Origin of the sequence: Salmonella sp. SAL00670 (assembly GCF_046552235.1) — a bacterium.
GTDB lineage: Bacteria > Pseudomonadota > Gammaproteobacteria > Enterobacterales > Enterobacteriaceae > Salmonella > Salmonella enterica.
In genome coordinates, this window is the sequence record NZ_JBGDUO010000005.1 from 178461 (window position 1) to 205025 (window position 26565).

The following is a 26565-nucleotide window of genomic DNA, read 5'->3' on the forward strand; positions in this document are numbered from 1 at the left end:
CCCGTTGCCATTTTTTCCAGCGGAGGCTCAGGAAGAGAATCATGAACCGCTCACGTTTGATATCTTGCACAGCACTGGTGCTGGCGTTGATTGCTCAAAACAGTTTTGCCGGAGGCGTGGCATTAAGCAGCACGCGTGTTATTTATGACGGTAGTAGAAAGGAAGCTTCTCTTACGGTAAATAATAAAAGCACCACGGATGAATTTCTCATTCAGTCATGGATTGATGATGCTAACGGTAATAAAAAGACGCCCTTTATCATCACTCCACCGTTATTTAAATTAAGCCCGACTAAAAATAACGTTTTACGTATTGTTAATACGACGAACACGTTACCGCAGGATCGCGAGTCCGTTTATTGGATTAACGTAAAAGCTATTCCTGCCAAAAGTGAAGACGCGGAAGCTAAAAACGTACTGCAGATCGCCGTACGTACCCGCTTAAAACTGTTCTATCGCCCGGCGGGCCTGAAAGGCAATAGCATGGACGGCTGGAACAAACTGCAGTTCACCAGCGCAGGGGCTAACCAGATCAAAGTGGAAAACCCATCTGCCTTTAACCTGACGTTTAATAAATTTTATGCCAACGGCCGTGATATTGAAAAAACGGGAATGGTTCCGGCAAAAGGCTCATTGAATATTGAACTGCCAGCCGGCACCGGCAAGGTAAGCGAAGTTAAATACAACATTATTAATGACTTTGGCACGGCTGGCGACATGTTGACACAGCGCGTTAACTAACACGTTTTAAAGGATTATTACTATGACATGGACGCATCTTCCTCTGGGCAATAAGACCTCGCGTTTCACGCAGTCTGCGCTTGCGCTGATGATAGCGGGTACGCTCCCCGCGTATGCGGGAACATTTAACCCGCGCTTTCTGGAGGATGTGCCGGGTATTGATCAGCACGTTGACCTTTCAATGTATGAATCCAATAAAGCTGAACACCTGCCAGGTAAATACCGCGTCTCGGTGGTGGTCAACGAAAAAAAAATGGAGTCTCGCACCCTGGAGTTTAAGGCAGCGACAGAGGCGCAGCGCGCAAAAATGGGTGAATCCCTGGTGCCGTGCTTAAGCCGCGTGCAGCTTGAAGATATGGGCGTGCGTATTGATAGCTTCCCGGCTCTGAAAATGGCCCCGCCTGAAGCCTGTGTTGCTTTTGACGACATTATTCCCCAGGCCGCCAGCCATTTCGACTTTGCAGACCAGACCCTGATCATGAGCTTCCCGCAGGCTGCGATGAAGCAGACAGCGCGCGGTACGGTGCCAGAATCGCAGTGGGACGAAGGGGTGAATGCCCTGCTGGTGGATTATAACTTTTCCGGCAGCAACGCCAGCTATGACGCACACGACAGTGAAACCAGCTACAACAGCGACAGCTACTATCTGAATCTGCGCAGCGGTATGAACCTGGGGGCATGGCGGTTACGTAACTATAGCACCTGGACGCGAAACGACGGTAACAACACATGGGATAACATTGGCACATCTCTAAGCCGTGCCATTGTGCCGCTGAAATCACAGCTGACGTTGGGGGATACCTCCACCGCCGGTGATATTTTTGACAGCGTTCAGATGCGCGGTGTGCAGTTAACTTCCGACGAAGAGATGCTGCCTGACAGCCAGCGCGGGTTTGCGCCCGTCATCCGGGGTATTGCCAAAAGTAACGCCGAAGTTACCGTTGAGCAGAACAACTACGTTATTTACCGTACGTTTGTTCAGCCGGGTGCGTTTGAAATTAACGACCTGTATCCAACCTCAAACAGCGGCGACCTGACGGTCACCATTAAAGAATCGGACGGCAGTGAGCAGAAGTTCGTTCAGCCGTTCTCCTCGGTGGCGCTCCTCCAGCGTGAAGGCCATCTCAAATACAGCCTTTCCGCCGGGGAATACCGTGCCGGGAACTATAACAGCGCCGAGCCGAAATTCGGGCAGCTTGATGCCATGTACGGCCTGCCGTATGGCTTTACCGTTTACGGTGGTGCGATCTTCTCTGACGACTATTACTCGCTGGCGGGAGGATTAGGTAAAAACTTCGGTTATATCGGCGCGATCTCCATCGATGTAACCCAGGCAAAAAGCAAGCTGGCAAATGAGGAGAATTCGGAAGGTCAGTCTTATCGTTTCCTCTACTCCAAGAGCTTTAACAGCGGTACAGATTTCCGTCTGCTGGGTTACAAGTATTCGACCAGCGGCTATTACACCTTCCAGGAAGCGACGGATGTGCGCAGCGATGCGGACAGCTCTTATAGCCAGTACCACAAACGTAGTCAGATTCAGGGCAACGTGACGCAGCAACTGGGCGCCTGGGGCTCGGTCTATTTTAACGTCACGCAGCAGGACTACTGGAACGATGAAGGTAAACAGCGTTCGCTGAATGCCGGTTATAACGGCCGTATTGGCCGCGTGAACTACAGCGTTGCTTACACCTGGACGAAAAGCCCGGAGTGGGATGAGAGCGATCGTTTACTGTCATTCTCCATGTCGATTCCACTGGGACGCGTGTGGAGTAACTACCACCTCACGACCGATCAGCATGGCCGAACCAACCAGCAGTTAGGGGTGAGCGGCACCGCGCTGGAAGACCACAACCTGAACTATAGTGTGCAGGAAGGCTACGGCAGCAACGGCGTGGGTAACAGCGGCAGCGTGAACCTGGATTACCAGGGCGGCGTGGGTAGCGCCAGCCTGGGTTACAACTACAACCGTGACGGCCAGCAGGTGAACTACGGTTTGCGCGGCGGTGTGATAGCCCATAGCGAAGGTATCACTCTTTCTCAACCGCTGGGTGAATCCATGGCCATTATCTCCGCGCCGGGCGCGCGCGGCGCGCACGTGATCAACAACGGTGGTGTGGAAGTGGACTGGATGGGTAATGCGGTCGTGCCTTACCTTACTCCGTACCGTGAAACGGAAGTCTCACTGCGAAGCGACAGCCTGAACAACCAGGTTGACCTGGATACCGCCTCCGTCAACGTAGTGCCGACACGCGGCGCGATTGTTCGTGCCCGCTTCGATACCCGAGTGGGCTATCGCGTGCTGATGAATCTGACGCAGGCCAATGGCAAAGCGGTGCCGTTTGGTGCTACCGCCACGCTGCTGGATACCACAAAAGAGTTCAGCAGCATTGTGGGTGAAGACGGTCAGCTTTATATCAGCGGGATGCCGGAGAAAGGTGCCCTTCAGGTGAACTGGGGTAAAGACCAGGCACAGCAATGCCGCGTGGCGTTTACGCTGCCGGAACAACAGGATAATACCGGCGTGGTGATGGCGAATGCCGTCTGCCGGTAACAGGGAAGGAAACGATTATGTTGAAAAAGTTGATAATGTTTACGGGCCTGTTGGGCGGGTCGGTGCTGTTTTCGGGGCAGGCGCTGGCAGCGGCAGATTTTGGACCATGTACTCCTGAAGGTGGAACACATATCTTCAGTGCCACCATAAATAAAACAGTTTCAGATACGTCAAAGAACACAACGGGTGCGACCTTCGTAGATTTCGATAGCTGGAATTTAGGTGGAACCTATGCGATGTCCTGTGAATGCCCTGATGATACCTCTCTTATAAATGACACCTTATTTAAGGCTGTGGTTCCTCTGGCCTTTGTTACGAATATAGAGAGTCGCTCCTATTACCAGATCAATAATAATATTGCCATTGCGAGCGATGTACTGATTTCGGGGGGACGAGGAGAATACGTTAACACACCGTTTGAGAATGTAGGTAACCTGACAAACAACCGCTCTCAGTGTTCGCAAAATGCAAGTAGTAAAGATGCAATATGGACATCCGGTGGCAAAGGTCACTTATCGCTCTATATTCTCCATCCGTTTGTGGGTGAAAGTATTATACCTAGCACCAAAATAATGGACCTTTTTGTGACAAAGAAACCCAGTGTATATGGCAGTATACCTGCGTCGTCTGTATATATCAGTGGTTCAATTACGGTACCTCAGGGCTGTGAACTCTCCAGCGGCAGCACGCTGGAAATTCCGTTTGGGGAATTTAAGGCCACTGATTTTAAAGATCGCAAAGGACAAGTTGCAAAGAACGCCACGAAATTCACCAAAGAGCTGCAGTTTAAATGCACCAATATTTCCGATGGCGTAAAGATCTTCCTGCGTATTGAGGGAATGCCAAACGCTAATGATTCGAATGCCATCGACATGGGCAACCCGGATATCGGTGCCGTCATTGAGGGCGCTAACGGTAAAATTTTGGTGCCAAATGACGCCAGTGTTAATCAGGAGCTGAGCGTATCGGGTCTTGTTGACGACACGCACCGTACCGCCTCAACGACCATTTCGGCTTACCCCATCAGTACCACCGGCAAATTGCCGGCCGCCGGGGATTTCGAGGGAATTGCCACCATGCGTATTGATGTGGAGTAAGCAGGATGAAAAACCTTCATGCTTTGATGCCAGCGTGTTTACTGCTTACCGCTTCCGCGATGGCGGCACCGTCGAATATCGGTTCTGCTGGTGATATCCACTTTACCATTACTATTAAGGCGGCTACCTGTGAACTGGAAAACGACAGTATCGACGTCAATATGGAGACCGTGGTGCTTCAGCGCCCGGTAAAAGTGGGTAAAGAGCTGAACCAGAAAAACTTTAGCATCGGCTTAAAAGATTGCGCGTATGCCACAAAGGCCAGCGTTACGATGGACGGTTCTCCGGACCCGACTGACCCCTCGCTTTTTGCCCTGGATAGCGGCGGCGCGACGGGCGTGGCGTTAAAAATTAAAACATCTGGTGGGGAGCAACAATATCCCTCCAGTACCGACTCTACGCCTGTCGAACACACTGTCTGGTTTGATGGTACGAACAAGCTGAACTATATCGCCAGCTATGTGCCTGTTAAGCCGGATGCCACCGTTGGCACAGCGAATGCGACGGTGAATTTTAGCGTCACATACGAATAATCACTGAGGGCCAGTTCGCTGGCCCTTTTCCATTTTTAGTGATTTTTTGTAAAAATCTTCTCCGATCACACTCTCCGTTGCCACTTTCCCCTCTGCTTGTGGTCTACTTAACCGTGCTTGTAGACTTTCTTACATCTGCGTTAGCCGCATATTTACCTGTTTGATTACAGAATCGTTGTACAGGTCGTTTTTATCCCGATTCCCAGGGTTTGTTTGCATGAGATACATTAAATCGATGACGCAACAGAAACTTAGTTTCTTGCTTGCGCTCTATATCGGTCTGTTTATGAATTGCGCCGTGTTTTACCGCCGTTTCGGCAGTTATGCACAAGAATTTACCATTTGGAAAGGCCTCTCCGCAGTTGTCGAACTGGGCGCCACGGTGCTGGTCACTTTCTTCTTACTTCGTCTTCTTTCACTGTTTGGCCGACGCGTCTGGCGTGTGCTGGCCACGCTGGTGGTGCTGTTTTCCGCTGGCGCCAGTTATTACATGACCTTCCTGAACGTGGTGATTGGCTACGGCATTATTGCGTCTGTTATGACCACCGATATCGATCTCTCGAAAGAGGTGGTGGGGCTGCACTTTGTATTGTGGCTGATTGCCGTGAGCGTGCTTCCGCTCATCTTTATCTGGAGTAACCACTGTCGCTACACGTTGTTGCGCCAGCTACGTACGCCGGGGCAGCGTTTTCGCAGCGCCGCTGTAGTGGTACTCGCAGGCGTAATGGTGTGGGCGCCTATCCGCCTGCTGGATATACAGCAAAAAAAGGTTGAACGGGCGACAGGCATCGACTTACCCAGCTATGGCGGCGTGGTGGCGAACTCCTACCTGCCCTCAAACTGGTTATCTGCGTTAGGGCTGTATGCCTGGGCGCAGGTAGATGAGTCGTCAGACAATAATTCGTTAATAAACCCGGCCAGGAAATTTACCTATGTTGCGCCGAAGGATGGGGATGACACCTACGTCGTTTTCATTATCGGTGAGACGACCCGTTGGGATCACATGGGGATTTTCGGCTACGAGCGTAATACCACGCCGAAGCTGGCGCAGGAAAAAAATCTGGCGGCATTCCGCGGCTATTCCTGCGATACCGCGACGAAGCTTTCTTTACGCTGTATGTTTGTACGGGAAGGTGGGGCGGATAATAACCCGCAGCGTACCTTAAAAGAGCAGAATGTTTTTGCCGTACTCAAACAGCTCGGATTCAGTTCCGATCTGTACGCCATGCAGAGCGAGATGTGGTTCTATAGCAATACCATGGCGGATAATATCTCCTACCGCGAGCAGATCGGCGCCGAGCCGCGTAACCGCGGTAAAACGGTTGATGACATGCTGTTGATTGATGAGATGCAGAACTCGCTTGCCCAGAACCCGGAGGGTAAGCATCTGATTATCCTGCATACTAAGGGGTCGCATTTTAACTATACGCAACGTTATCCGCGCAGCTACGCTCAGTGGAAGCCCGAATGTATTGGGGTCGATAGCGGCTGCACGAAAGCGCAGATGATCAACTCTTACGATAACTCCGTGACCTATGTGGATCACTTTATTACCAGTGTGTTCGATCAGCTACGTGATAAAAAAGCGATTGTGTTCTACGCGGCTGACCACGGCGAGTCGATTAACGAACGCGAACATTTGCACGGTACGCCGCGCAATATGGCGCCGCCGGAGCAATTCCGTGTTCCGATGCTGGTATGGATGTCGGATAAATATCTTGCCAGTCCGCAACATGCGCAGATGTTCGCTCACCTGAAACAGCAGGCGGAGATCAAAGTGCCGCGTCGTCATGTGGAGCTGTACGATACGATAATGGGCTGCCTGGGGTATACATCGCCGAATGGCGGCATTAACCAGAACAACAACTGGTGCCATATTCCCGATGCGCAGAAAGTCGCCGCGAAGTAGGTTGTCTGCCGACTTTCTCGCCGATTGAATTGTATTTTGCGACTAAGGGATTGACGGGCGTGCGCCTGAGCAGTAAGATGCGCCCGCATTCGGTGATTGGCGCAGCCTGGTAGCGCACTTCGTTCGGGACGAAGGGGTCGGAGGTTCGAATCCTCTATCACCGACCAAATTCAGAAACCCTGCTCAATGAGCAGGGTTTTTTTGTATCTGAAGTCTGACGAGGATGAGAACCTCCGGGGGCAAGAGGTTCGACTCGAGCGAAGCGAGAGAACGTTGCGCCAGCAACGGCCCGCAGGGCGAGCCACGCAGTGGCGAGTCATCCTCTATCACCGGCAGGTTGACGCTCGCACCACCAGTTCAGGCATGATCCCGTCGCTGTGACTGACCTTCTTGCCCGCCAGCAAATCAAATAATAGTGTGATTGCCTGTCGCGCCACCTCATCAAGATGCATATTCACTGCCGTCAGCGGCGGCAGCGATTCGCGCGCGCGGATACCGTCATAGCGAGTAACCACCCGCATTTGTTCAGGTATGGCGATGTCTTGTTCCTGGAAAGCCCGTACCGCGCCGCTGGCAAAGGTATCGATCAGCACCAGCACGCCGTCAACGTCGGGATGCGCCTGTAATAGCTGCTGCGCGGTCTGGTAGCCGGCATTTTCACCCTCGCTTTCATTGAGAGAGTAGACGACGGGGTCCTGGCGCCCCGCGCACCAGCGCTGGTAAGCCGCTTCGCTCTCCAGAACTGATGTTCGCCGTGTGTTACCGACAAATAACGCACATTTGCTGGCGCCGGAGGCCTCCAGATGCGTTAGCAGAAGTTGTGCTGTTGCCGCCGAGTGCAGCTCAACCCACGGCACAGGCGTGTCGGTCCCCGGCGTGCGGCCAATGGTGACACAGGGAATGCCCGCTTGCGCCAGCGCCTGGAGCTGCGGGTCGTTCTCCGCCGGCTCAATCAGGATCGCCGCGTCAAAGCTGACGGCATCCAGTGGATTTGCTCCCGGCGGCACCAGAATCAGCGCATGCTGCTTTTCCAGCGCCATCATCGCGGACGTTAACGCCACCTCCATCATAAATCCCAGTCGTGATGCGCCGGAGGCAATCGCCAGGGGCACCGAAGAGAGCAAGGCAATGGTATTGGTTTTGCCGGTTCGTAACTGGCGGGCGCGAATATTCGGCGTGTAGTTGAGCGCAACAATGGCCTCTTCAATACGCCGTCGCGTCTGCGGCTCGACAAAGCGGGTGTTGTGCAATGCATTGGATACCGTCCCTGGCGATACGCCTGCATGGCGGGCAACATCAATCAACTTTGCGCGTTTTTTATTTTGAACAGCCATCTGCTTCCTGACCTGCGAAAATTTGCGCACAGGGTAGCATATTTACCAGACGGTAACGTTTGCTTTTTTCGGTGAGGATCGTAAAAAACTCTTCATTAAAACGTTTTAATGGGGTATTTTGGCGCAAATTTATTCCTCAGGAGGCGATGTGGCACACTTAACTCAGGATTCGACTTTTACCCTTGGACGCCGTCCGGCGGGCCTTATCTACGCTGATAAGGCGAAGAGCTTTGGCGGCTATACGCTTTTTGCGCCGCAAACCGCCGAAGGGCGGGTTTACCTGGTGGACGAGCAGGGCGAAGTCGCGCATCAGTGGCAGCTTCCGGTTCGCGCCGGGCGTGATGCAGTGCTGCTGCCGAACGGTAATCTGGGTTATAACGGCAGCCACCGCACTTCAGCGAACCTCTATCCGGCGTGGGATCTCTGGCACGGCGGCGACTTCTACGAAGTGACGCCGGATAACGAAATCGTCTGGCATTACGAAGATATTTACCATCACCATGATGCGCAATGGTTGGCGAACGGTAATCTGCTGTATACCGCCGCGTCGCCGTTGCCTGCCGATATCGCCGCCCGTGTTACCGGCGGCGACCCGCGACGTGATGCGCCGGACGGCGTGATTCAGAGCGACGTCGTCAAAGAGGTCAATCGCGACGGTGACGTGGTCTGGGAATGGCGTGCCTGGGAGCATTTGAATCCGGAAGATTTCCCGATTCATGATATTTTCGACCGCCGCCACTGGCCGATGATTAACGGCCTGTCCGTCACCCGTGATGGCCTGGTACTGATGAGCCTGCGTACCACTTCCGGCGTCATTGCCGTGGATAAAGAGAGCGGGAAGGTTATCTGGCATGCAGGGCCGGAAGTGGTAGCGCAGCAGCACACGCCGGTTGAGATGGAGAACGGGTCGATTCTGGTTTTCGATAATGGCAACCTGCGTCCCGGCGTCACCTCGCCGCATTCCACGGTGCTGGAGTTCGATCCGCAGACCAAAGCGATTACCTGGCAGTATCGCGATATCTTCCCGCCGGCGTTTTTCTCGCCGTATATGGGGAGCGCGCAGCGGTTGGCGAACGGCAACACCTTTATCTGTGAATCGGCGTTTGGCCGCCTGTTTGAAGTCACCCCCGAAGGCGAAACGGTATGGGAATATATCATTCCGTTCTTTAATGAATATCCGGAGCACCTCAGTAAAGGCATTATTCCTGGAAAACAGAACAGCGCCTTCCGTGCGCATCGCTATGCCGCTGATGCCATTAGTTGGTTGAAATAATGCAGACCGCCAGCCCGCGCTGGCGGTTATTTTTTTGATGTTTTATGGGAGTTAATCATGCCGCAGCCTGGCCTTACTACGCCGGATAACGATGCATTACCCTGGCAAACCACCTTACTTTTGGCGCTTCAGCATGTGCTGGTCGTTGCCGCCACCCCCATTACCTCCGTCTTTCTGATCGCCAAAGCGCTCCACTTTACCGATACGGTGACCGCCTCGGTACTTAGCGCAACCTTTCTGATGTGCGGTCTGGGCGCTATTTTGCAAAGCCTGGGTGTGAAAGGGGTGGGCGCGCGTTTGCCGTTTATTATGGTACCGGGGGGCGCGCCGATTGCGATTTTCGTTGCGATCGCTTTACAGACCAATATCCAGACCGCGATTGGCGCCGTAATTCTGACTTCGCTGTTCTACTTTATCGCGTTGCCGATTTTCCGCCGCTGCCTGCACCATTTTCCCCCTTTTATCATCGGCATCATGCTGCTAATGGTGTCGATTAACCTTATTCGCCTGTACGGCGGGTTGATCATTGGCCAGCCAGGGAGCGCCGACTTCGCTCATCCAACCAGTATCATTTTATCGCTGGGGACTATTCTGATAACGCTGATTTTCGCGCTGGCGTTTAGCGGTATTTTGCGCCAGCTGGCGGTGATGTTCGGCCTTTTAGCGGGAACGCTGCTGGGAATGGCGCTGGGCAGCACCGATTTTAGCGGTGTTAGTCACGGGCCGCTGTTTAGTTTCCCACAGCTTTTGCCGTTCGGCTGGCCGATTTTTGATCTCTCCGCCTCGCTGCCGTTACTGATTTACGCGGTCATCTCTATGGCTGAAGCAACCGGGCAAACGATTGCGACCGCGGAAATAGTCAATTCCACGCAAAATGTGCAGCAGGCGATTCCACGTACCATTCGTGGTGATGCGGTAATGTCGCTGCTGGGGGGGATTTTTGGCACCTCCTTAATTATCACCTCCGGCGAAAATATTGGGGTGGTACGCACCACTAATGTGAAATCACGTTTCGTGACTGCGGCTGCCGGAGGATTGTTAATCCTGATTGCCATATTCGCACCGTTGGTACGTCTGGCGACCTGTCTGCCAGGTTCGGTGGTGTGCGGTACGGCGGTGATTGTCTTCAGCATTATCGGGGTTATCGGTATTGATATGATTGCGCGTGAGCCACTGCATACGCCGGGTAAAACCTACGCGCTGGCGATGGGGCTGGCCATGGGAATGCTACCTATACTGGTACCCGGCCTGTATCAGAATTTCCCGGCGGGCGTACAGATGGTCTTTGGCAACGGCATGGCAGCGGGGACGTTGACGGCGATTCTGGTGAACTCGTTGTTTAACTGGAGCGAAAAGCGCACGCAGGCCAGGGTCAAAAGTTAGTTTTTGTGATCGCGGTAGGCCGCACGACGGCCTACTTATTTACAATTTTGTGACATATTCGATGGTGTTTTTCAATGTCCGTATAACTCTTTTTTGCACACGGCTTATGGATAACCTCAGCATTTTCGCCTGTGCGTTTTAGCGTTAGTGGTATTAATCGCTCAGATAATCAACATATCGAAAGAAATTTTTCAATTAATGTCTAATTGTTAATCACTAACTGTTGCAAAATATTAAGTGAATAACTCTGCCTTTCTGCCTATAGCACAAATTTCCCTGCTGAAAATACCCTTCTGAACTTTTTTTAATCTTTGTTTGTTAATTCTCACCGTTGTTGTAAAAGCTGGTTACCTGTATTGACGTTTTGACATTCTATTGACAGATTGTAGGGAATGAGGGGCATTTTATGGAGAATCCGCACTGCAACTCAGTCGATTATGCGAACGGAATCCCCACCTCTCACTACTGACCTGACCAGGTAAAAAACAAAAAAGGCCGGGCGGTAAAAGCCTTTGCAAAGGGCAAAACAACATACATCACAATTGGAGCAGAAGAATGAGTATTTCCTTGAAGAAGTCAGGGATGCTGAAGCTTGGTTTGAGCCTGGTGGCCATGACCGTTGCAGCAAGCGTGCAGGCCAAAACCCTGGTTTATTGTTCAGAAGGCTCGCCGGAAGGCTTTAACCCACAGCTCTTTACGTCTGGCACCACCTATGATGCCAGCTCCGTACCTATCTATAACCGTCTGGTTGAATTCAAAACCGGCACCACGGAAGTGATCCCGGGTCTTGCTGAGAAGTGGGATATCAGCGAAGACGGTAAAACCTATACGTTCCACCTACGTAAAGGGGTGAAATGGCAATCCAGCAAGGATTTCAAACCCACGCGCGAGCTGAACGCCGATGATGTCGTGTTCTCTTTTGACCGGCAGAAAAACGAGCAGAACCCGTACCATAAAGTGTCTGGCGGCAGCTATGAATACTTTGAAGGCATGGGGCTGCCGGATCTGATTAGCGAAGTGAAGAAGGTAGACGATCACACGGTGCAGTTTGTGCTGACGCGTCCGGAAGCGCCGTTCCTTGCCGATTTAGCCATGGACTTCGCCTCTATTCTTTCCAAAGAATATGCTGACAACATGCTGAAAGCCGGTACGCCGGAAAAAGTGGATCTGAACCCGGTCGGCACTGGCCCGTTCCAACTGGTGCAATATCAGAAAGACTCCCGCATTCTCTACAAAGCCTTTGACGGCTACTGGGGCACGAAGCCGCAGATTGACCGTCTGGTCTTCTCCATCACGCCTGACGCCTCTGTGCGTTACGCCAAACTGCAGAAGAACGAATGTCAGGTGATGCCGTATCCGAACCCGGCGGATATTGCGCGCATGAAAGAAGATAAAAACATCAACCTGATGGAGCAGGCCGGTCTGAACGTGGGTTATCTCTCCTATAACGTGCAGAAAAAACCGCTGGATGATGTCAAAGTTCGCCAGGCGTTGACCTATGCCGTGAATAAAGAGGCCATCATCAAAGCCGTTTATCAGGGCGCGGGCGTTGCGGCGAAAAACCTGATCCCGCCGACAATGTGGGGCTACAACGACGATATTAAAGACTATGGCTACGATCCGGAAAAAGCGAAGGCGCTGCTGAAAGAAGCCGGTCTGGAAAAAGGCTTCACCATCGATCTGTGGGCGATGCCGGTACAGCGTCCCTATAACCCGAATGCGCGTCGTATGGCGGAAATGATCCAGGCGGATTGGGCGAAGATTGGCGTTCAGGCCAAAATTGTCACCTATGAATGGGGCGAATACCTCAAGCGCGCTAAAGATGGCGAGCACCAGACGGTGATGATGGGCTGGACCGGCGATAATGGCGATCCGGATAACTTCTTCGCCACGCTGTTCAGCTGCGATGCCGCCCAGCAAGGCTCCAACTATTCAAAATGGTGCTACAAGCCGTTTGAAGACCTGATTCAGCCTGCGCGTGCGACCGATGACCACAACAAGCGTATTGAACTCTATAAACAGGCCCAGGTTGTGATGCATGACCAGGCGCCAGCGCTGATCATCGCTCACTCCACGGTTTATGAGCCAGTGCGTAAAGAAGTTAAAGGCTATGTGGTTGATCCATTAGGCAAACATCACTTCGAAAACGTCTCTGTCGAATAATTAAAAGAGCGCTGCGCCCCGGTGTTGTGTAGGCCGGATAAGCGCAGCGCCATCCGGCGTAATGCTTTATCCGCGATGCAGTTTGCGTGGGATAAGATTTGTGAGCAATACAGACTCACGGTTCCAGGCCGTGGGTCATGAGAGAGAATTCGGGTTATGTTGCAGTTCATTCTCCGACGTTTGGGACTCGTTATCCCGACGTTTATCGGTATTACCCTTCTCACCTTTGCCTTTGTCCACATGATCCCCGGCGATCCGGTGATGATCATGGCGGGTGAGCGAGGTATTTCCCCTGAGCGTCATGCTCAACTGCTGGCTGAACTCGGTCTTGATAAACCGATGTGGCAGCAGTACCTCCATTATATCTGGGGGGTGATGCATGGCGATTTAGGCATCTCGCTGAAAAGCCGAATCCCTGTATGGGACGAGTTTGTGCCTCGCTTTAAAGCGACGCTGGAACTTGGCGTCTGCGCCATGATTTTTGCCGTCGCCGTGGGGATTCCGGTGGGCGTGCTGGCCGCAGTGAAGCGCGGTTCTATCTTCGATCACACTGCCGTTGGCCTGGCGCTGACCGGTTACTCTATGCCTATCTTCTGGTGGGGCATGATGCTGATCATGCTGGTCTCCGTCCACTGGAACCTGACGCCGGTTTCCGGGCGCGTGAGCGATATGGTGTTCCTTGATGATACCAATCCGTTGACGGGCTTTATGCTGATCGACACCGCTATCTGGGGCGAAGAGGGTAACTTTATTGATGCGCTGGCGCATATGATCCTGCCTGCGATGGTGCTCGGCACAATCCCGCTGGCCGTCATTGTGCGTATGACCCGTTCGTCGATGCTGGAAGTGCTGGGGGAGGATTACATCCGTACCGCACGCGCCAAAGGGTTGACCAGGATGCGCGTCATTATCGTCCATGCTCTGCGTAACGCCATGCTGCCAGTCGTCACCGTGATCGGCCTGCAGGTCGGGACGCTGTTGGCGGGCGCGATTCTGACAGAAACTATCTTCTCGTGGCCCGGTCTGGGGCGCTGGCTGATCGATGCGCTGCAACGCCGCGATTATCCGGTAGTGCAGGGCGGCGTGTTACTGGTAGCGACGATGATTATTCTCGTCAACCTGCTGGTAGACCTGCTGTACGGCGTGGTGAACCCGCGTATTCGGCATAAGAAGTAAGGGGCCATCATGTCACAGGTTACTGAAAATAATGTTAATGCCGCACCGGCGCCCATGACGCCATTGCGGGAGTTCTGGCACTATTTCAAACGCAACAAAGGCGCGGTCGTCGGGCTGGCGTATGTTCTCATCGTGATCCTGATTGCGGTGTTTGCCAACTTTATTGCGCCGTACAACCCGGCAGAGCAGTTCCGTGATGCGCTGCTGGCGCCGCCGGTCTGGCAGGAAGGCGGCAGTTGGGCGCATATTCTGGGAACGGATGATGTTGGTCGCGATGTCCTCTCGCGCCTGATGTATGGCGCGCGTTTGTCACTGCTGGTCGGCTGTCTGGTGGTCGTCCTGTCGCTGGTAATGGGGATCATTCTCGGCCTGGTCGCGGGCTACTTCGGCGGTCTGGTCGATAACATCATCATGCGCGTGGTCGATATTATGCTGGCCCTGCCGAGCCTGCTGCTGGCGCTGGTGCTGGTGGCGATCTTCGGCCCCTCCATCGGCAACGCTGCGCTGGCGTTGACGTTTGTGGCGCTGCCGCACTATGTCCGCTTAACCCGCGCGGCGGTTCTGGTAGAGGTGAACCGCGATTATGTGACTGCCTCCCGCGTGGCGGGCGCAGGCGCGATGCGTCAGATGTTCGTCAATATTTTCCCGAACTGCCTTGCGCCGCTGATCGTTCAGGCGTCACTGGGCTTCTCTAACGCCATTCTCGATATGGCTGCCCTCGGCTTCCTGGGGATGGGCGCACAGCCGCCAACGCCGGAATGGGGCACCATGCTCTCCGACGTATTGCAGTTCGCGCAAAGCGCCTGGTGGGTCGTGACCTTCCCGGGGCTGGCGATTCTGCTGACGGTACTGGCATTTAACCTGATGGGTGACGGTCTGCGTGACGCGCTCGATCCCAAACTGAAGCAGTAAGAGGTTCGAGATGGCGTTATTAAATGTAGATCAATTATCGGTGCACTTCGGCGACGAAGGGACACCGTTCAAAGCCGTCGACCGCATTAGCTACAGCGTGAAGCAGGGTGAGGTGGTCGGTATTGTCGGCGAGTCTGGTTCCGGCAAATCCGTCAGCTCGCTGGCGATTATGGGGCTTATCGATTACCCAGGCCGCGTGATGGCGGAAAACCTGCTCTTTAACGGACAGGATCTGAAGCGCATTTCCGAGAAGGAACGTCGCAACCTGGTGGGCGCTGAAGTGGCGATGATTTTCCAGGACCCGATGACCAGCCTCAATCCTTGCTATACCGTTGGCTTTCAGATTATGGAAGCCATCAAGGTACATCAGGGCGGGAACAAGAAAACTCGTCGTCAGCGAGCGATTGACCTGTTGAACCAAGTGGGCATTCCCGATCCGGCCTCTCGTCTGGATGTCTATCCGCATCAGCTTTCTGGCGGCATGAGTCAGCGTGTGATGATTGCGATGGCAATAGCCTGTCGACCAAAGCTGTTAATTGCCGATGAACCGACCACGGCGCTGGATGTGACCATTCAGGCGCAAATTATTGAGCTGCTGCTGGAGTTGCAGCAAAAAGAGAACATGGCGCTGGTGCTGATTACCCATGACCTGGCGCTGGTGGCGGAAGCGGCGCACAAAATTATCGTCATGTACGCCGGGCAGGTCGTCGAAACCGGCGCTGCGCAGGATATTTTCCGCGCGCCGCGTCATCCGTATACCCAGGCATTGCTACGTGCGTTACCAGAGTTTGCGCAAGATAAAGCGCGTCTGGCGTCGCTGCCGGGCGTGGTGCCGGGGAAATATGACCGACCGACGGGTTGTCTGCTTAACCCTCGCTGCCCCTACGCCACGGACAGATGTCGTGCGGAAGAACCTGCTCTTAACCAACTGGACGATGGACGTCAGTCAAAATGTCATTACCCACTCGATGATGCCGGGAGGCCCACACTATGAGTACGCATGAGGCCACCTTGCAACAGCCGCTGTTGCGGGCTATCGACCTGAAAAAACACTATCCGGTGAAGAAGGGGATCTTTTCTCCGGAACGGCTGGTAAAAGCGCTGGATGGCGTGTCGTTTAATCTCGAACGCGGTAAAACGCTGGCCGTAGTGGGGGAGTCCGGTTGTGGAAAATCCACACTGGGTCGCCTGCTGACGATGATTGAAACGCCAACCGGCGGCGAGCTTTATTACCAGGGGCAGGATCTGCTTAAACACGATCCGCACGCGCAGAAACTGCGGCGGCAGAAAATTCAGATTGTGTTTCAGAACCCCTACGGTTCCCTGAATCCACGCAAGAAAGTGGGGCAAATTCTGGAAGAGCCGTTGCTGATCAATACCAGCCTGAGTAAAGCGCAGCGTCGTGAAAAAGCGCTGGCGATGATGGCGAAGGTGGGGCTGAAAACCGAGCACTACGACCGCTATCCGCATATGTTCTCCGGCGGCCAGCGTCAGCGTATCGCTATCGCCCGCGGTCTGATGCTTGATCCGGACGTAGTGATTGCCGACGAACCGGTCTCCGCGCTCGACGTGTCGGTGCGCGCCCAGGTGCTGAACCTGATGATGGATTTGCAACAGGATATGGGGCTGTCTTATGTCTTTATCTCGCACGACCTGTCGGTGGTGGAACACATCGCCGATGAAGTGATGGTCATGTACTTAGGCCGCTGCGTGGAGAAAGGGACCAAAGAGCAGATTTTTAACAATCCACGTCATCCCTATACCCAGGCGTTGCTCTCCGCCACGCCACGGCTGAATCCGGACGATCGCCGTGAGCGGATTAAGCTGACCGGCGAGTTGCCGAGCCCGCTGAACCCGCCGCCGGGCTGCGCCTTCAACGCCCGCTGCAGCCGTCGCTTCGGACCCTGTACGCAGTTACAGCCGCAGCTTAAAGAGTACGACGGCCAGTTGGTGGCCTGCTTTGCCGTCGATCAGGATGAAAACCCGCAGAAACCGTTGAGTTAATTGCGTTTTATGCCGGATGGCGGCTGCGCCTTATCAAGCCTACACCGTACCTGTAGGCCTGGTAAGCGTAGCGCCACCGGGCATGGCTCTCCGGTACGACTTATTCAATCAATTTTAATAACGGCGACAGGCACAACAATATTCCATATAACAGAATAAGCCAGGTTTTCAGGCCGCGTAATTTTTCCAGTTGCGCTACTTTATAAATCAGGAAAAAGGGTATAATACACGCGACAATGCCATAAAGCGGACTGCCTAACTGGAAAAAGACCAATACTGAGACGCGAAACGAAACCCAAATGACCAGAGTAACCACGATAAAGACACAGATTCCAGATGTCAGTAACAGTGGGTTGATGTTTTTGACATCCATAATGCGACTCAATACATTCAGTACAATACCTTTAAGCGCTTCGTGAAAACCTAAATAAATACCAAAGAACGCGGTAAGTACGGCAAAAATATTGAGGATGGTAGAGGTAATGTGGATGATATGGCCAGGGATTACCTGAGCTGCCAGTGCAAGGGCGGAAATATTCTGCTCGAACGCTGATACCGCCTCTTCATGGCTAATCGAAAAGGTAAACGAGAACGAGAAAAAGAGAATAATGGCAATCAGCGTAATATAGCTAATGCGATGCGTGCGAATCGCCATCCGGGTGGCCAGCACACGGTCAGGTTCGCGCTTACGATAGGCGATGTTCATTGGGTTTAGCACCTGAATGAAGACCGCAGAAAAGAAGCAAAATGGGATAGTGAGCAGTACGTCGCGAAAGAAAACCGATGCGGCGGGAAAGGCGGAAATATTATCAAGATTCCAGTGTGGGATCATCGCAAAACCGAATATCAGAATGATCCCGACTTTTACCACCACCATCGGGCCGGAAATTTTAAATAATAACTTTTCCCCGCCGGAGGCAATCGCCACCAGCACGGCGAAAATCGCGACTTTATAGATAATAGACTGCGAAAGATCGGCCTCAGTAAGGCCGAAGGTTTTGATATAGGAGGCGCTATCAAACACCACCGACAGGGAGTAAATAAACACCCCGTGGATAATCATAAGAAAATAGATTACACCGAGAAAAACGCCCCAGTTTTTGCCAAGATAGTGACTGATAATATCCGTATAATCGTCACAGGTTTCGCTTTCAGATAACGTTTTTAGATAAATATCCTGCACAATATAGGTAGCGGGATAGGCGATGATAAAAGCGGTAATAAATACCCAGATCCCCTTGAGACCGATTTGCACTGGCATTAAGACGGTACCGGCGCCGATCGCCATACCGATACACAAGAGCACCCAGCCAAAATCATATTTTGTAAACGGTAATCTCGTTGAAAGCGGTGTGGTCGTAGCGTTACTGTTATTTAATGGTAATGTGTCGTCCTGCATAGAGCCCCCTGCCCAAAATATACGCAGCTCTCTCATAAAGAATGCTGCCTATAACCAGGCTATAGTGCCTTGATACCCGATGCGGCAAACCGGTGACAGCGGTTCGCCGAGCAATCGTCAGAATGCTGCTTTTCTGCTGGCGCGTTCAAGGTCATGAATAATATCGTCGGGATCTTCAGGTCCCGCTGAAAGACGGATAAGTTCGTCGGTAATACCTGCTTTTAGCCATTCCTCTGGCGCAACAGGCGAATATGTCATAGACGCAGGATGCTGAACGAGGGTTTCGGTATCACCGGGACTGGCCGCGAGGAGGCATAATTTACAGAATTGAGCGGCTGACTGCCAGCCTCAGAAATGCTGAATGTATTCTGGCAAATAAAAGTAATCGTCTGCGAAGCGTCACGCAGATTGCACGTTAGCGCCGTGCCGGGACGGGGATTTTGCCGTAATATCAGCAGCAAGCCGGGTTTACCCGGTGAGGCGCAATGTTGCGGGGGCTTGATCCCCGGCGGCATAGGTTGCTGGATAGAGAAAACCCCCGCACGTTGACTGGTATAAACCTGGCAACCTGACGGGGGCTAACTTGAACCCAAACACTTTAAGGATAGCCGCGAACGGTTGCCATTGCAACAAGGCGGCTATATGACGCTTACGCAGTTGGGCGTGGCCTTCTGGCACGATCTGGCGGCACCGATCATTGCTGGCATTATCGCCAGTGTGATCGTCAACTGGCTACGTGACAGGAAGTAACGCGTTTTGAGCGTCTGTCCGCCGTAATGGCAACATGCGCCCGAACCAGGCCGCAGGGGAAACCTTGCGGCCTTTTTCGGTTTACTGCGGGTAAGGCACCCAGTCGCCGCCATTCAGACGAACGTAGGGCTTACCCTGATACTGAATCACCACCGCATTAGCGTTTTCTGAAACCGGCGCGGTTTGCGGCAGATTGCTGGTCAGCTTGTTCCAGTTCACACTGTCTTCGGTAAAGAGCTTACCGTCCACGGCGCGTACGACCAGTTCGGAAATCGCCAGGTAGCTGCTCGGCTGGTTAATATCAATCGGCGCGCCCTCATGCGGGGCTTTCATGCCAAAAAATTTCACGCCCGCCGGGACGTTGGTGATGGAGGGGCTGGGAATATCGCGCAGGCCTGAGATCTGCATTCTGTCGCCCTTCAGCGCGCCGCCGTGCTCCGGTACGACGACTACCATCACCTTACGCCCGGATTTCTCCAGTTCGGTGAAGAAGGCGTCCAGTTCATCGAACAGTTTCTGCGCGCGGATTTTATAATCCGCCGTTTTGCTGACGCCGGGGAAGTGGTTGCCATCGTGCAGCGGCAGCAGGTTAAAGAAAGTCGCGGAGCGGGAATTGGCTTCACGTTCTTCCCCTGTCAACCAGCGGTTCAGGACCGCCAGATCGTCATATACCGGCGAGCCGTCGAATGACAGCAGGGCGGTTGGCAGGCCGGACTGGTTCATCAGTTCGCTCTGCATACCGCCGTTTTCGCGAACTTCTTTCAGGAAGCCGCCAAATTCACCGTTATGATCCATCATCAGATGCTGAGTAAAGCCCAGTTTCGCCAGATTATCAAACAGATAACATTCGTTATTGGCTGGTTGATAAAGTCGGGTATGCGAAGGTTGACCACAGCTGGCGCGCAGCAGACGAATGGCCGCCGGGCCGCTGTAAGACGTACCGGAATTAAAGTGTTTAAACAAAATGTCAAAGTGCGACCATAGCGGATGTGACATCAAGCCTGCCGCTTCGACATCCGACCAGGAGAGCGAACAAATATTGATGACCAATAGGTCGAACGGCTGCGCATCAGGCGGAAGCTGCGCCGGGAACGTCGTTTTCCGCTTTTCTTCCGCGGCATAGAAGGTGTTCAACCAGGCGTTCAGATTCGCGGTCGTCGGCGGCGCGGTTTGCGCAGGCATATCGCCGATGACCGGCTTATCGCCCGCTGTCGCGACGGTAGCGGCTGCATTACCGCCAGTCGTCGTCACCGTATCGGTTGGCTGGCCTGCCGGCCACAGCGTAAAAACCGGGCCGGTTAATGTCAGGACATTCAGCCATACCATGATGGCGACCACAAACACCGTGACCCGAATCCACTGTGATAAAAATAGCCAGGCAACCAGCAGTACGAAGATGGCGCCGATCATTTGCCAGTTAATAAAACGGGCGATCAGATCGAGCAGATAACCGGAGCTGAATTCCGCCACCTGCGTCCCCTGGCTCATAATGCTTTGCGGGCCGGGCAGCCAGGTATCATGCCAGAACAGCGCGAAGCCGACGGGAATGGCAATCCAGTGGCGCAATCGGTGAAGGCGATACTTTGGTATTGGCATGAGCAGAAACGCCATGAATACCAGATTCAGTAAAGGATGAAAATTCAGATAGCCTGCCCACAGTAGGCCAAACTTGACCAGAAAATAGAAGTTCCAGCCGGAAAGACCGCGCCAGTATTGCCAGAGCGGAGAAGGCATTGATGGAGTTTGAGTATGCTGAGTCATTTTTTGTCTGCCTTGACTTTCGTAGCGCGGCGCAGAGTTCCGGCTGGTTTTACATAACGAGGTTTGGCAAATAGCAGCCGGGTTGTATCACTGATACGGCGTAGCGAATGACGCGCCAGATACCCCAGCGGAAAGAAAATCAGCGCGCAAAAAAGAATAATTTGCACGATATCGCTGATGGTCATCATGATGCACGCTCCGCGGTGTCGTCGAGCAATCGCAGGGGTTCAGGAATACGACGCCAGATGCGGCCATCGTGTTCGGCATTTATTACCGGGTCGGCGCGTTTTGCCAGCGGTAGCGGCGTTCCCCACAGTTCCGGCGACAATAAGCGCATCTGCACCAGCTCGGCGCTGATTTGTTTATCTTCGAACCAGACCATACGATTAGAGAAAATATCGCCCGTCGGCAAAGGGAAAATATGGTTTAACGCGGTATCCAGATCGTTGACCCGGCAGAATGATAAAAACAGCACCAGACGGTTGCCGCCGATGGTCATAATATCGCCGGTTCGGCTTGGCCGACATAATGTTAACGCCTGCTCAACCCGAATGCCCGGTACCGGGCGCAGCGCGACCAGAACGCCTTTCCCGTCGGCGGGGAGCAGGGTGTTGCTCATCATCGTATGGATGGCATCGCAAAAGGTATCCCACGGCTGAAAACCGCGCAGTTTCAACGGCTGCGTCATCGACAGTAGCGTGGTGATGTCTTCCGGTACGTAACGGCTGAACTGCTGCCCCTGCACGCTTTCAATAAGCGTCAGGCAGCGTGAAAGCGGGGCGTTCCAGGGAATGATCATATTCGCGCCGCAGCCCAGCAGCAGGCGCTCATCGGTGGCGCGCAAACTGGCGATATTTTCGCGCACGACAATTTTCAGCGCGCTTCCCCGCTGGCGTCGCAAAGTATGAATGCGACGAGCAAGCGGCTCGATTTGGTTGTTCTGTGTAAGCGAAAAAATAATTGTCGCGGCCTGCGCCGTGCGCGCGTCGTTGAATAGCGCTTCGTTATTGTCGAAAAGCGTCCAGTGTTCCGAGAGCGGCGGCGCGCCTTCAAGGACGGCGACGTGGCTAAGAATACGTTTTTCGTCGCTACGCGGCTGAATTGCCGTCTCCTCCTGATGGGATAGCGTCCAGCGTTCGTCCTGCTGACACAGCAATAACTGCTGTCGGGCGCTGACGCCTTTTTCGTTACACCAGAAGGCAATATCGAACAAATGTTGGTCGCCCTGAAAACGTAAACTGGCGAGGCCGAAAAGTGAGCGATACTCGCCCATCAACAACGAGGACTGTTTATCGCTATTATTACAAGGGTTAATAACCAACAATGAACAGTGATGAAAACGAGTCCATTTATTCATTTTTTCCAGCCATTTATGCAGGCTTTCTGACGTTATATTCCGCCACGTGTTATTTGCACAAATAAGAATGAAAAAGTAATGCGTCGGGTTAACAGAACAAAGCAAATCGTGGGGCAAAGAGTATAGCCCTTTTTCTGAATCCGGCATGGTAAATAAGCGGATTTTCTCCGGACCGTGAGATTCATCTAATTTGATTACTTTGCCAGGATCGCCTTCCATGCCGATGACGACGACATTTGCATTCTCCGTTTGTGACGCAATCGTTTGATTCACCAGACTGATGGCATCTTGCTGGCGATCGGCGTTAACCCACCAGACGCCGCCGGTTGGCATATGGCGCAGTTCATCCCATAATGATGAGATGCCGAGAGAAAATACGGGGTCCACAGTGTCCCTCATGTCACTATTTTAACTGTTTATCAGTTTACTAGCGAAAGCACAGAAATAAACCTAACATTGAAATTAAAACGCATCAGATTTAGCATGTGAATCAATTTGTCCGGCAGGATGCCCTGTAACTCTGCGCTTTGCATTTTTACACATTATAAATGATGTCACGGAAAGATGAAAAATGTGCGTTCTCCCGTATTGACGACGGGGCGTAATGCTGCCAGTGAGAAATATTTAAAAAGGAGCAACCAGAATGTATAACAATGAACCTGGCGCTCAGTCCGATCCAACGTTGGGCTACACTTTTGAAAATGATTTTCTGGCATTAAGCCAGGCGTTTTCACTACCCGAAATAGATTATACCGATATTTCCCAACGCGAACAGTTGGCGGCGGCGATTAAAAGATGGCCACTTCTGGCTGAATTTGCGCAACCACATTCATTAAGGAAGCCATGAATGGCGATTCTGGGACTGCAGGGCGTGCGCGGCGGGGTGGGAACCACATCTCTCACCGCAGCACTCGCCTGGGCGTTACAAATCTTAGGGGAAAATGTCCTGGTGATTGACGCCAGCCCCGATAACCTGCTGCGCATGTCGTTTAACGTCGACTTCGTCCATCAGGGCGGTTGGGCGCGATCGTTGCTGGACGGCCAGGACTGGCGCGATGCCGGATTACGTTATACCTCGCAGCTTGATCTACTGCCGTTTGGACAGCTCACCGCGCAAGAGCGGGAAAATCCGCAGGCCTGGCAGGAGACGCTGGGAGAGATCGGATCGGCTATCCAGGCGCTGAAAGCGAGCGGGCGTTATAGCTGGATTTTACTGGACTTGCCCTACGGCGCGTCACCGCTGACACGGCAGCTGGTGAGCCTCTGCGACCATACGCTGGCGATAGCCCAGGTTGACGCTAACTGCCATATTCGCCTTCATCAGCAGGCGTTGCCTGCCGGAGCGTATATTCTGATCAATGAGTTACGCATTGGCAGTCAGTTACAAGACGATCTGTACCAGGTCTGGCTGCAAAGCCAGCGCCGGTTGCTGCCCATTGTGATCCATCGCGATGAGGCGATGGCGGAGTGCATGGCGTCGAAACAGCCGTTAGGCGAATATCGCAGCGATTCGTTAGCCGCCGAAGAGGTGTTAACGCTGGCGAACTGGTGCCTGCTGCATGATGCGGGCGACAAAACGTCCGCCGGGAGCCTGCGATGAGCGCCCTTTCCCGGTGGCTGCTTATCCCGCCGGTTAGCGCGCGTTTGAGCGAGCGCTATCAGGGTTACCGCCGCCACGGCGCGTCGCCGTTTAGCGCAGCGCTCGGCTGCCTGTGGACGATTCTGGCGTGGATAGTGTTTCCGCTTGAGCATCCGCGCTGGCAGCGTATTCGCGACGGGCATAAAGCGCTTTATCCGCATATTAACGCCGCCCGCCCGCGCCCGCTGGACCCGGCCCGTTACCTCATTCAGACCCTCTGGCTGGTGATGATCTCGTCGGCTAAAGAACGTCATGAACCGCGCTGGCGGTCATTTGCGCGCCTGAAGGACGTTCGTGGACGTTACCATCAATGGATGGATACCTTACCGGAACGGGTGCGCCAAAAGACAACGCATCTGGAAAAGGAAAAAGAGCTGGGACATCTTAGCAACGGCGCCCGGCGTTTTATTCTGGGCGTTATCGTGACCTTTTCACTGATACTGGCGCTGATCTGTATTACGCAGCCATTTAACCCGCTATCGCAATTTATCTTTCTGCTGTTGCTGTGGGGCGTTGCGCTGTTGGTACGACGTATGCCGGGACGCTTTTCCGCGCTGATGCTCATCGTGCTGTCGTTAACGGTCTCCTGTCGTTATATCTGGTGGCGCTATACCTCGACGCTAAATTGGGACGACCCGGTCAGTCTGGTGTGCGGGCTGATTCTGCTGTTTGCGGAAACCTACGCCTGGATTGTGCTGGTGCTGGGGTACTTCCAGGTGGTGTGGCCGTTAAATCGTCAACCGGTGCCGTTGCCGAAAGAAATGTCGCAGTGGCCGACGGTGGATATTTTTGTACCGACCTATAACGAAGACCTTAACGTGGTCAAAAATACCATTTACGCTTCGCTTGGCATGGACTGGCCGAAGGACAAGCTGAATATCTGGATCCTTGATGACGGCGGGCGCGAATCATTTCGTCAGTTTGCCCGACATGTTGGCGTGCATTACATTGCCCGCGCCACGCACGAACATGCCAAAGCCGGCAACATCAACAATGCGCTAAAACACGCGAAAGGCGAGTTTGTGGCGATCTTCGATTGCGACCATGTGCCGACACGCTCGTTTCTGCAAATGACAATGGGCTGGTTCCTGAAAGAAAAACAGCTGGCGATGATGCAGACGCCGCATCATTTCTTCTCCCCGGACCCGTTTGAGCGCAACCTGGGACGTTTTCGTAAAACGCCTAACGAAGGCACGCTGTTTTACGGACTGGTACAGGACGGTAACGATATGTGGGACGCCACTTTCTTTTGCGGATCGTGCGCGGTGATTCGCCGTAAGCCGCTGGATGAGATTGGCGGTATCGCCGTTGAGACGGTGACGGAAGATGCGCATACTTCGCTCCGGCTGCACCGGCGAGGTTATACCTCAGCGTATATGCGCATTCCGCAGGCGGCGGGGCTGGCGACGGAAAGCCTGTCGGCGCATATCGGGCAGCGTATTCGTTGGGCGCGGGGTATGGTGCAAATTTTCCGCCTCGATAACCCTCTGTTTGGTAAAGGCTTAAAACTGGCGCAGCGGCTGTGCTACCTCAACGCGATGTTCCATTTCTTGTCCGGCATTCCGCGCCTGATCTTTCTGACCGCGCCGCTGGCTTTTCTGCTGCTGCACGCCTATATCATTTATGCGCCTGCGTTGATGATTGCGCTATTTGTGATACCGCACATGGTCCACGCCAGCCTGACTAACTCGAAGATTCAGGGCAAGTATCGTCACTCTTTCTGGAGTGAAATCTATGAAACGGTACTGGCATGGTATATCGCACCGCCGACTCTGGTCGCGTTGATCAATCCGCACAAAGGGAAATTTAACGTCACGGCGAAAGGCGGGCTGGTGGAAGAGAAGTACGTCGACTGGGTAATCTCGCGTCCGTATATCTTCCTTGTCTTGCTTAACCTGCTCGGCGTGGCGGCGGGCGTATGGCGATACTATTACGGGCCGGAAAATGAAACGCTGACCGTCATCGTTAGCCTGGTGTGGGTCTTCTACAACCTGGTCATTCTCGGCGGCGCGGTTGCGGTTTCGGTAGAGAGTAAACAGGTCAGACGCGCGCATCGGGTCGAAATTGCCATGCCGGGGGCCATCGCCCGCGAAGATGGACATTTGTTCTCCTGTACCGTACATGACTTCTCCGACGGTGGGTTAGGCATCAAGATCAACGGTCAGGCGCAGGTGCTGGAAGGGCAGAAAGTGAATCTGTTGCTTAAACGCGGGCAGCAGGAATATGTCTTTCCAACGCAGGTGGTGCGCGTAACGGGCAATGAGGTCGGGCTACAACTGATGCCGCTCACCACCAAACAACATATTGATTTTGTGCAGTGTACCTTCGCGCGCGCCGATACGTGGGCGCTTTGGCAAGATAGCTTCCCGGAAGATAAACCGCTGGAAAGCTTGCTGGATATTCTGAAGCTGGGCTTCCGCGGATATCGCCACCTCGCGGAATTCGCGCCGCCTTCAGTAAAAGTAATTTTCCGATCGTTGACGGCGTTAATTGCCTGGATTGTATCGTTTATTCCGCGTCGCCCGGAGCGGCAAGCGGCGATACAGCCGTCGGATCGGGTTATGGCTCAGGCTCAACAATGATG

The 26565-nt window shown here is 53.4% G+C and carries 21 protein-coding genes, 1 tRNA gene, 1 other RNA gene and 1 pseudogene; 18 read left to right on the forward strand and 6 right to left on the reverse strand.

Annotated elements, in window-relative coordinates:
- Nucleotides 1–41 precede the first annotated feature (41 nt).
- The 7 genes from lpfB (at nucleotide 42) to ACLJRS_RS17195 (ending at nucleotide 7166) form a co-directional block, all read left to right on the forward strand.
- Nucleotides 42–740, forward strand: a complete 699-nt coding sequence (gene lpfB / locus ACLJRS_RS17165; protein ID WP_001082123.1) for a long polar fimbrial chaperone LpfB — start codon at nucleotides 42–44, stop codon at nucleotides 738–740.
- A gap of 22 nt (nucleotides 741–762) precedes the next feature.
- Nucleotides 763–3291 carry an outer membrane usher protein LpfC gene (gene lpfC / locus ACLJRS_RS17170; protein ID WP_000220311.1) on the forward strand — a complete coding sequence of 843 codons (2529 nt, stop codon included), beginning with the start codon at nucleotides 763–765 and terminating at the stop codon, nucleotides 3289–3291.
- Nucleotides 3292–3308: 17 nt separating this feature from the next.
- Nucleotides 3309–4388, forward strand: a complete 1080-nt coding sequence (lpfD, locus tag ACLJRS_RS17175; RefSeq protein ID WP_000914255.1) for a long polar fimbrial protein LpfD — start codon at nucleotides 3309–3311, stop codon at nucleotides 4386–4388.
- Between the two features lie 5 nt (nucleotides 4389–4393).
- A complete protein-coding gene (gene lpfE, locus ACLJRS_RS17180) occupies nucleotides 4394–4921 on the forward strand; it encodes a long polar fimbrial protein LpfE (RefSeq protein WP_000792957.1) in 528 nt (175 codons plus the stop codon).
- A 217-nt stretch (nucleotides 4922–5138) separates the two neighbouring features.
- A complete protein-coding gene (gene eptB, locus ACLJRS_RS17185; protein WP_001269258.1) occupies nucleotides 5139–6830 on the forward strand; it encodes a kdo(2)-lipid A phosphoethanolamine 7''-transferase in 1692 nt (563 codons plus the stop codon).
- Between the two features lie 90 nt (nucleotides 6831–6920).
- Nucleotides 6921–6997, forward strand: a tRNA-Pro gene (locus tag ACLJRS_RS17190).
- Between the two features lie 35 nt (nucleotides 6998–7032).
- Nucleotides 7033–7166: non-coding RNA, RtT sRNA (locus ACLJRS_RS17195), on the forward strand.
- On the opposite strand, the gene ACLJRS_RS17200 is transcribed toward ACLJRS_RS17195, so the two are convergent.
- Complete coding sequence (locus ACLJRS_RS17200; RefSeq protein WP_000290710.1) at nucleotides 7157–8164, reverse strand: substrate-binding domain-containing protein; 1008 nt, start codon at nucleotides 8162–8164, stop codon at nucleotides 7157–7159. The two genes, ACLJRS_RS17195 and ACLJRS_RS17200, sit on opposite strands and share 10 nt — an antisense overlap.
- Nucleotides 8165–8312: 148 nt before the next feature.
- Between ACLJRS_RS17200 and ACLJRS_RS17205 the strand changes: the two genes are divergently transcribed.
- The 7 genes from ACLJRS_RS17205 to dppF all read left to right on the forward strand — a co-directional run bounded on the left by ACLJRS_RS17205 (nucleotide 8313) and on the right by dppF (nucleotide 17075).
- Nucleotides 8313–9437, forward strand: coding sequence for an aryl-sulfate sulfotransferase (locus ACLJRS_RS17205; protein ID WP_000940821.1), 1125 nt, complete (start codon nucleotides 8313–8315; stop codon nucleotides 9435–9437).
- Between the two features lie 57 nt (nucleotides 9438–9494).
- Complete coding sequence (locus tag ACLJRS_RS17210) at nucleotides 9495–10820, forward strand: uracil-xanthine permease family protein (protein WP_001136079.1); 1326 nt, start codon at nucleotides 9495–9497, stop codon at nucleotides 10818–10820.
- A gap of 555 nt (nucleotides 10821–11375) precedes the next feature.
- Entirely contained in the window at nucleotides 11376–12983 is a 1608-nt protein-coding gene (gene dppA, locus ACLJRS_RS17215; RefSeq protein ID WP_000028047.1) for a dipeptide ABC transporter periplasmic-binding protein DppA, read from the forward strand.
- Nucleotides 12984–13139: 156 nt separating this feature from the next.
- A complete protein-coding gene (dppB, locus tag ACLJRS_RS17220) occupies nucleotides 13140–14159 on the forward strand; it encodes a dipeptide ABC transporter permease DppB (RefSeq protein ID WP_000938843.1) in 1020 nt (339 codons plus the stop codon).
- Nucleotides 14160–14168: 9 nt separating this feature from the next.
- A complete protein-coding gene (gene dppC, locus ACLJRS_RS17225) occupies nucleotides 14169–15071 on the forward strand; it encodes a dipeptide ABC transporter permease DppC (RefSeq protein WP_000084690.1) in 903 nt (300 codons plus the stop codon).
- A gap of 10 nt (nucleotides 15072–15081) precedes the next feature.
- Complete coding sequence (dppD, locus tag ACLJRS_RS17230) at nucleotides 15082–16065, forward strand: dipeptide ABC transporter ATP-binding protein (RefSeq protein ID WP_001196509.1); 984 nt, start codon at nucleotides 15082–15084, stop codon at nucleotides 16063–16065.
- Nucleotides 16062–17075, forward strand: coding sequence for a dipeptide ABC transporter ATP-binding subunit DppF (gene dppF / locus ACLJRS_RS17235; RefSeq protein ID WP_000103563.1), 1014 nt, complete (start codon nucleotides 16062–16064; stop codon nucleotides 17073–17075). The genes dppD and dppF overlap by 4 nt, the downstream gene beginning before the upstream one ends.
- A 100-nt stretch (nucleotides 17076–17175) precedes the next feature.
- On the opposite strand, the gene ACLJRS_RS17240 is transcribed toward dppF, so the two are convergent.
- Nucleotides 17176–18474 (reverse strand): aromatic amino acid transport family protein, encoded by a 1299-nt coding sequence (locus ACLJRS_RS17240; protein ID WP_001150173.1) that lies wholly within the window; start codon nucleotides 18472–18474, stop codon nucleotides 17176–17178.
- Nucleotides 18475–18591: 117 nt separating this feature from the next.
- Nucleotides 18592–18744 (reverse strand): annotated as a pseudogene (locus ACLJRS_RS17245) (PLP-dependent transferase); the annotation flags it as partial.
- A 372-nt stretch (nucleotides 18745–19116) separates the two neighbouring features.
- Here ACLJRS_RS17245 and ACLJRS_RS17250 point away from each other — a divergent pair.
- Entirely contained in the window at nucleotides 19117–19224 is a 108-nt protein-coding gene (locus tag ACLJRS_RS17250) for a type I toxin-antitoxin system toxin Ldr family protein (protein ID WP_001537650.1), read from the forward strand.
- 81 nt (nucleotides 19225–19305) lie between these two features.
- On the opposite strand, the gene bcsG is transcribed toward ACLJRS_RS17250, so the two are convergent.
- The 3 genes from bcsG to bcsE are packed head-to-tail and all read right to left on the reverse strand — an operon-like array spanning nucleotide 19306 to nucleotide 22741.
- Complete coding sequence (gene bcsG, locus ACLJRS_RS17255; protein WP_000192026.1) at nucleotides 19306–20985, reverse strand: cellulose biosynthesis protein BcsG; 1680 nt, start codon at nucleotides 20983–20985, stop codon at nucleotides 19306–19308.
- Nucleotides 20982–21173 (reverse strand): cellulose biosynthesis protein BcsF, encoded by a 192-nt coding sequence (bcsF, locus tag ACLJRS_RS17260; RefSeq protein ID WP_000988321.1) that lies wholly within the window; start codon nucleotides 21171–21173, stop codon nucleotides 20982–20984. Before bcsF ends, bcsG begins: the two co-directional genes overlap by 4 nt.
- Nucleotides 21170–22741 carry a cellulose biosynthesis c-di-GMP-binding protein BcsE gene (gene bcsE / locus ACLJRS_RS17265; protein ID WP_001205776.1) on the reverse strand — a complete coding sequence of 524 codons (1572 nt, stop codon included), beginning with the start codon at nucleotides 22739–22741 and terminating at the stop codon, nucleotides 21170–21172. The genes bcsF and bcsE overlap by 4 nt, the downstream gene beginning before the upstream one ends.
- A 244-nt stretch (nucleotides 22742–22985) precedes the next feature.
- Between bcsE and bcsR the strand changes: the two genes are divergently transcribed.
- Genes bcsR through bcsA form a run of 3 tightly spaced genes read left to right on the forward strand, consistent with a single transcriptional unit; the run spans nucleotide 22986 to nucleotide 26563 of the window.
- Nucleotides 22986–23189, forward strand: a complete 204-nt coding sequence (gene bcsR / locus ACLJRS_RS17270) for a cellulose biosynthesis protein BcsR (RefSeq protein WP_000282614.1) — start codon at nucleotides 22986–22988, stop codon at nucleotides 23187–23189.
- The gene (gene bcsQ, locus ACLJRS_RS17275) at nucleotides 23190–23942 is read left to right on the forward strand and encodes a cellulose biosynthesis protein BcsQ (RefSeq protein WP_000996121.1); all 753 of its coding nucleotides are present in this window, start codon (nucleotides 23190–23192) and stop codon (nucleotides 23940–23942) included.
- Entirely contained in the window at nucleotides 23939–26563 is a 2625-nt protein-coding gene (gene bcsA, locus ACLJRS_RS17280) for a UDP-forming cellulose synthase catalytic subunit (protein WP_001275337.1), read from the forward strand. Before bcsQ ends, bcsA begins: the two co-directional genes overlap by 4 nt.
- Nucleotides 26564–26565: the final 2 nt, after the last annotated feature.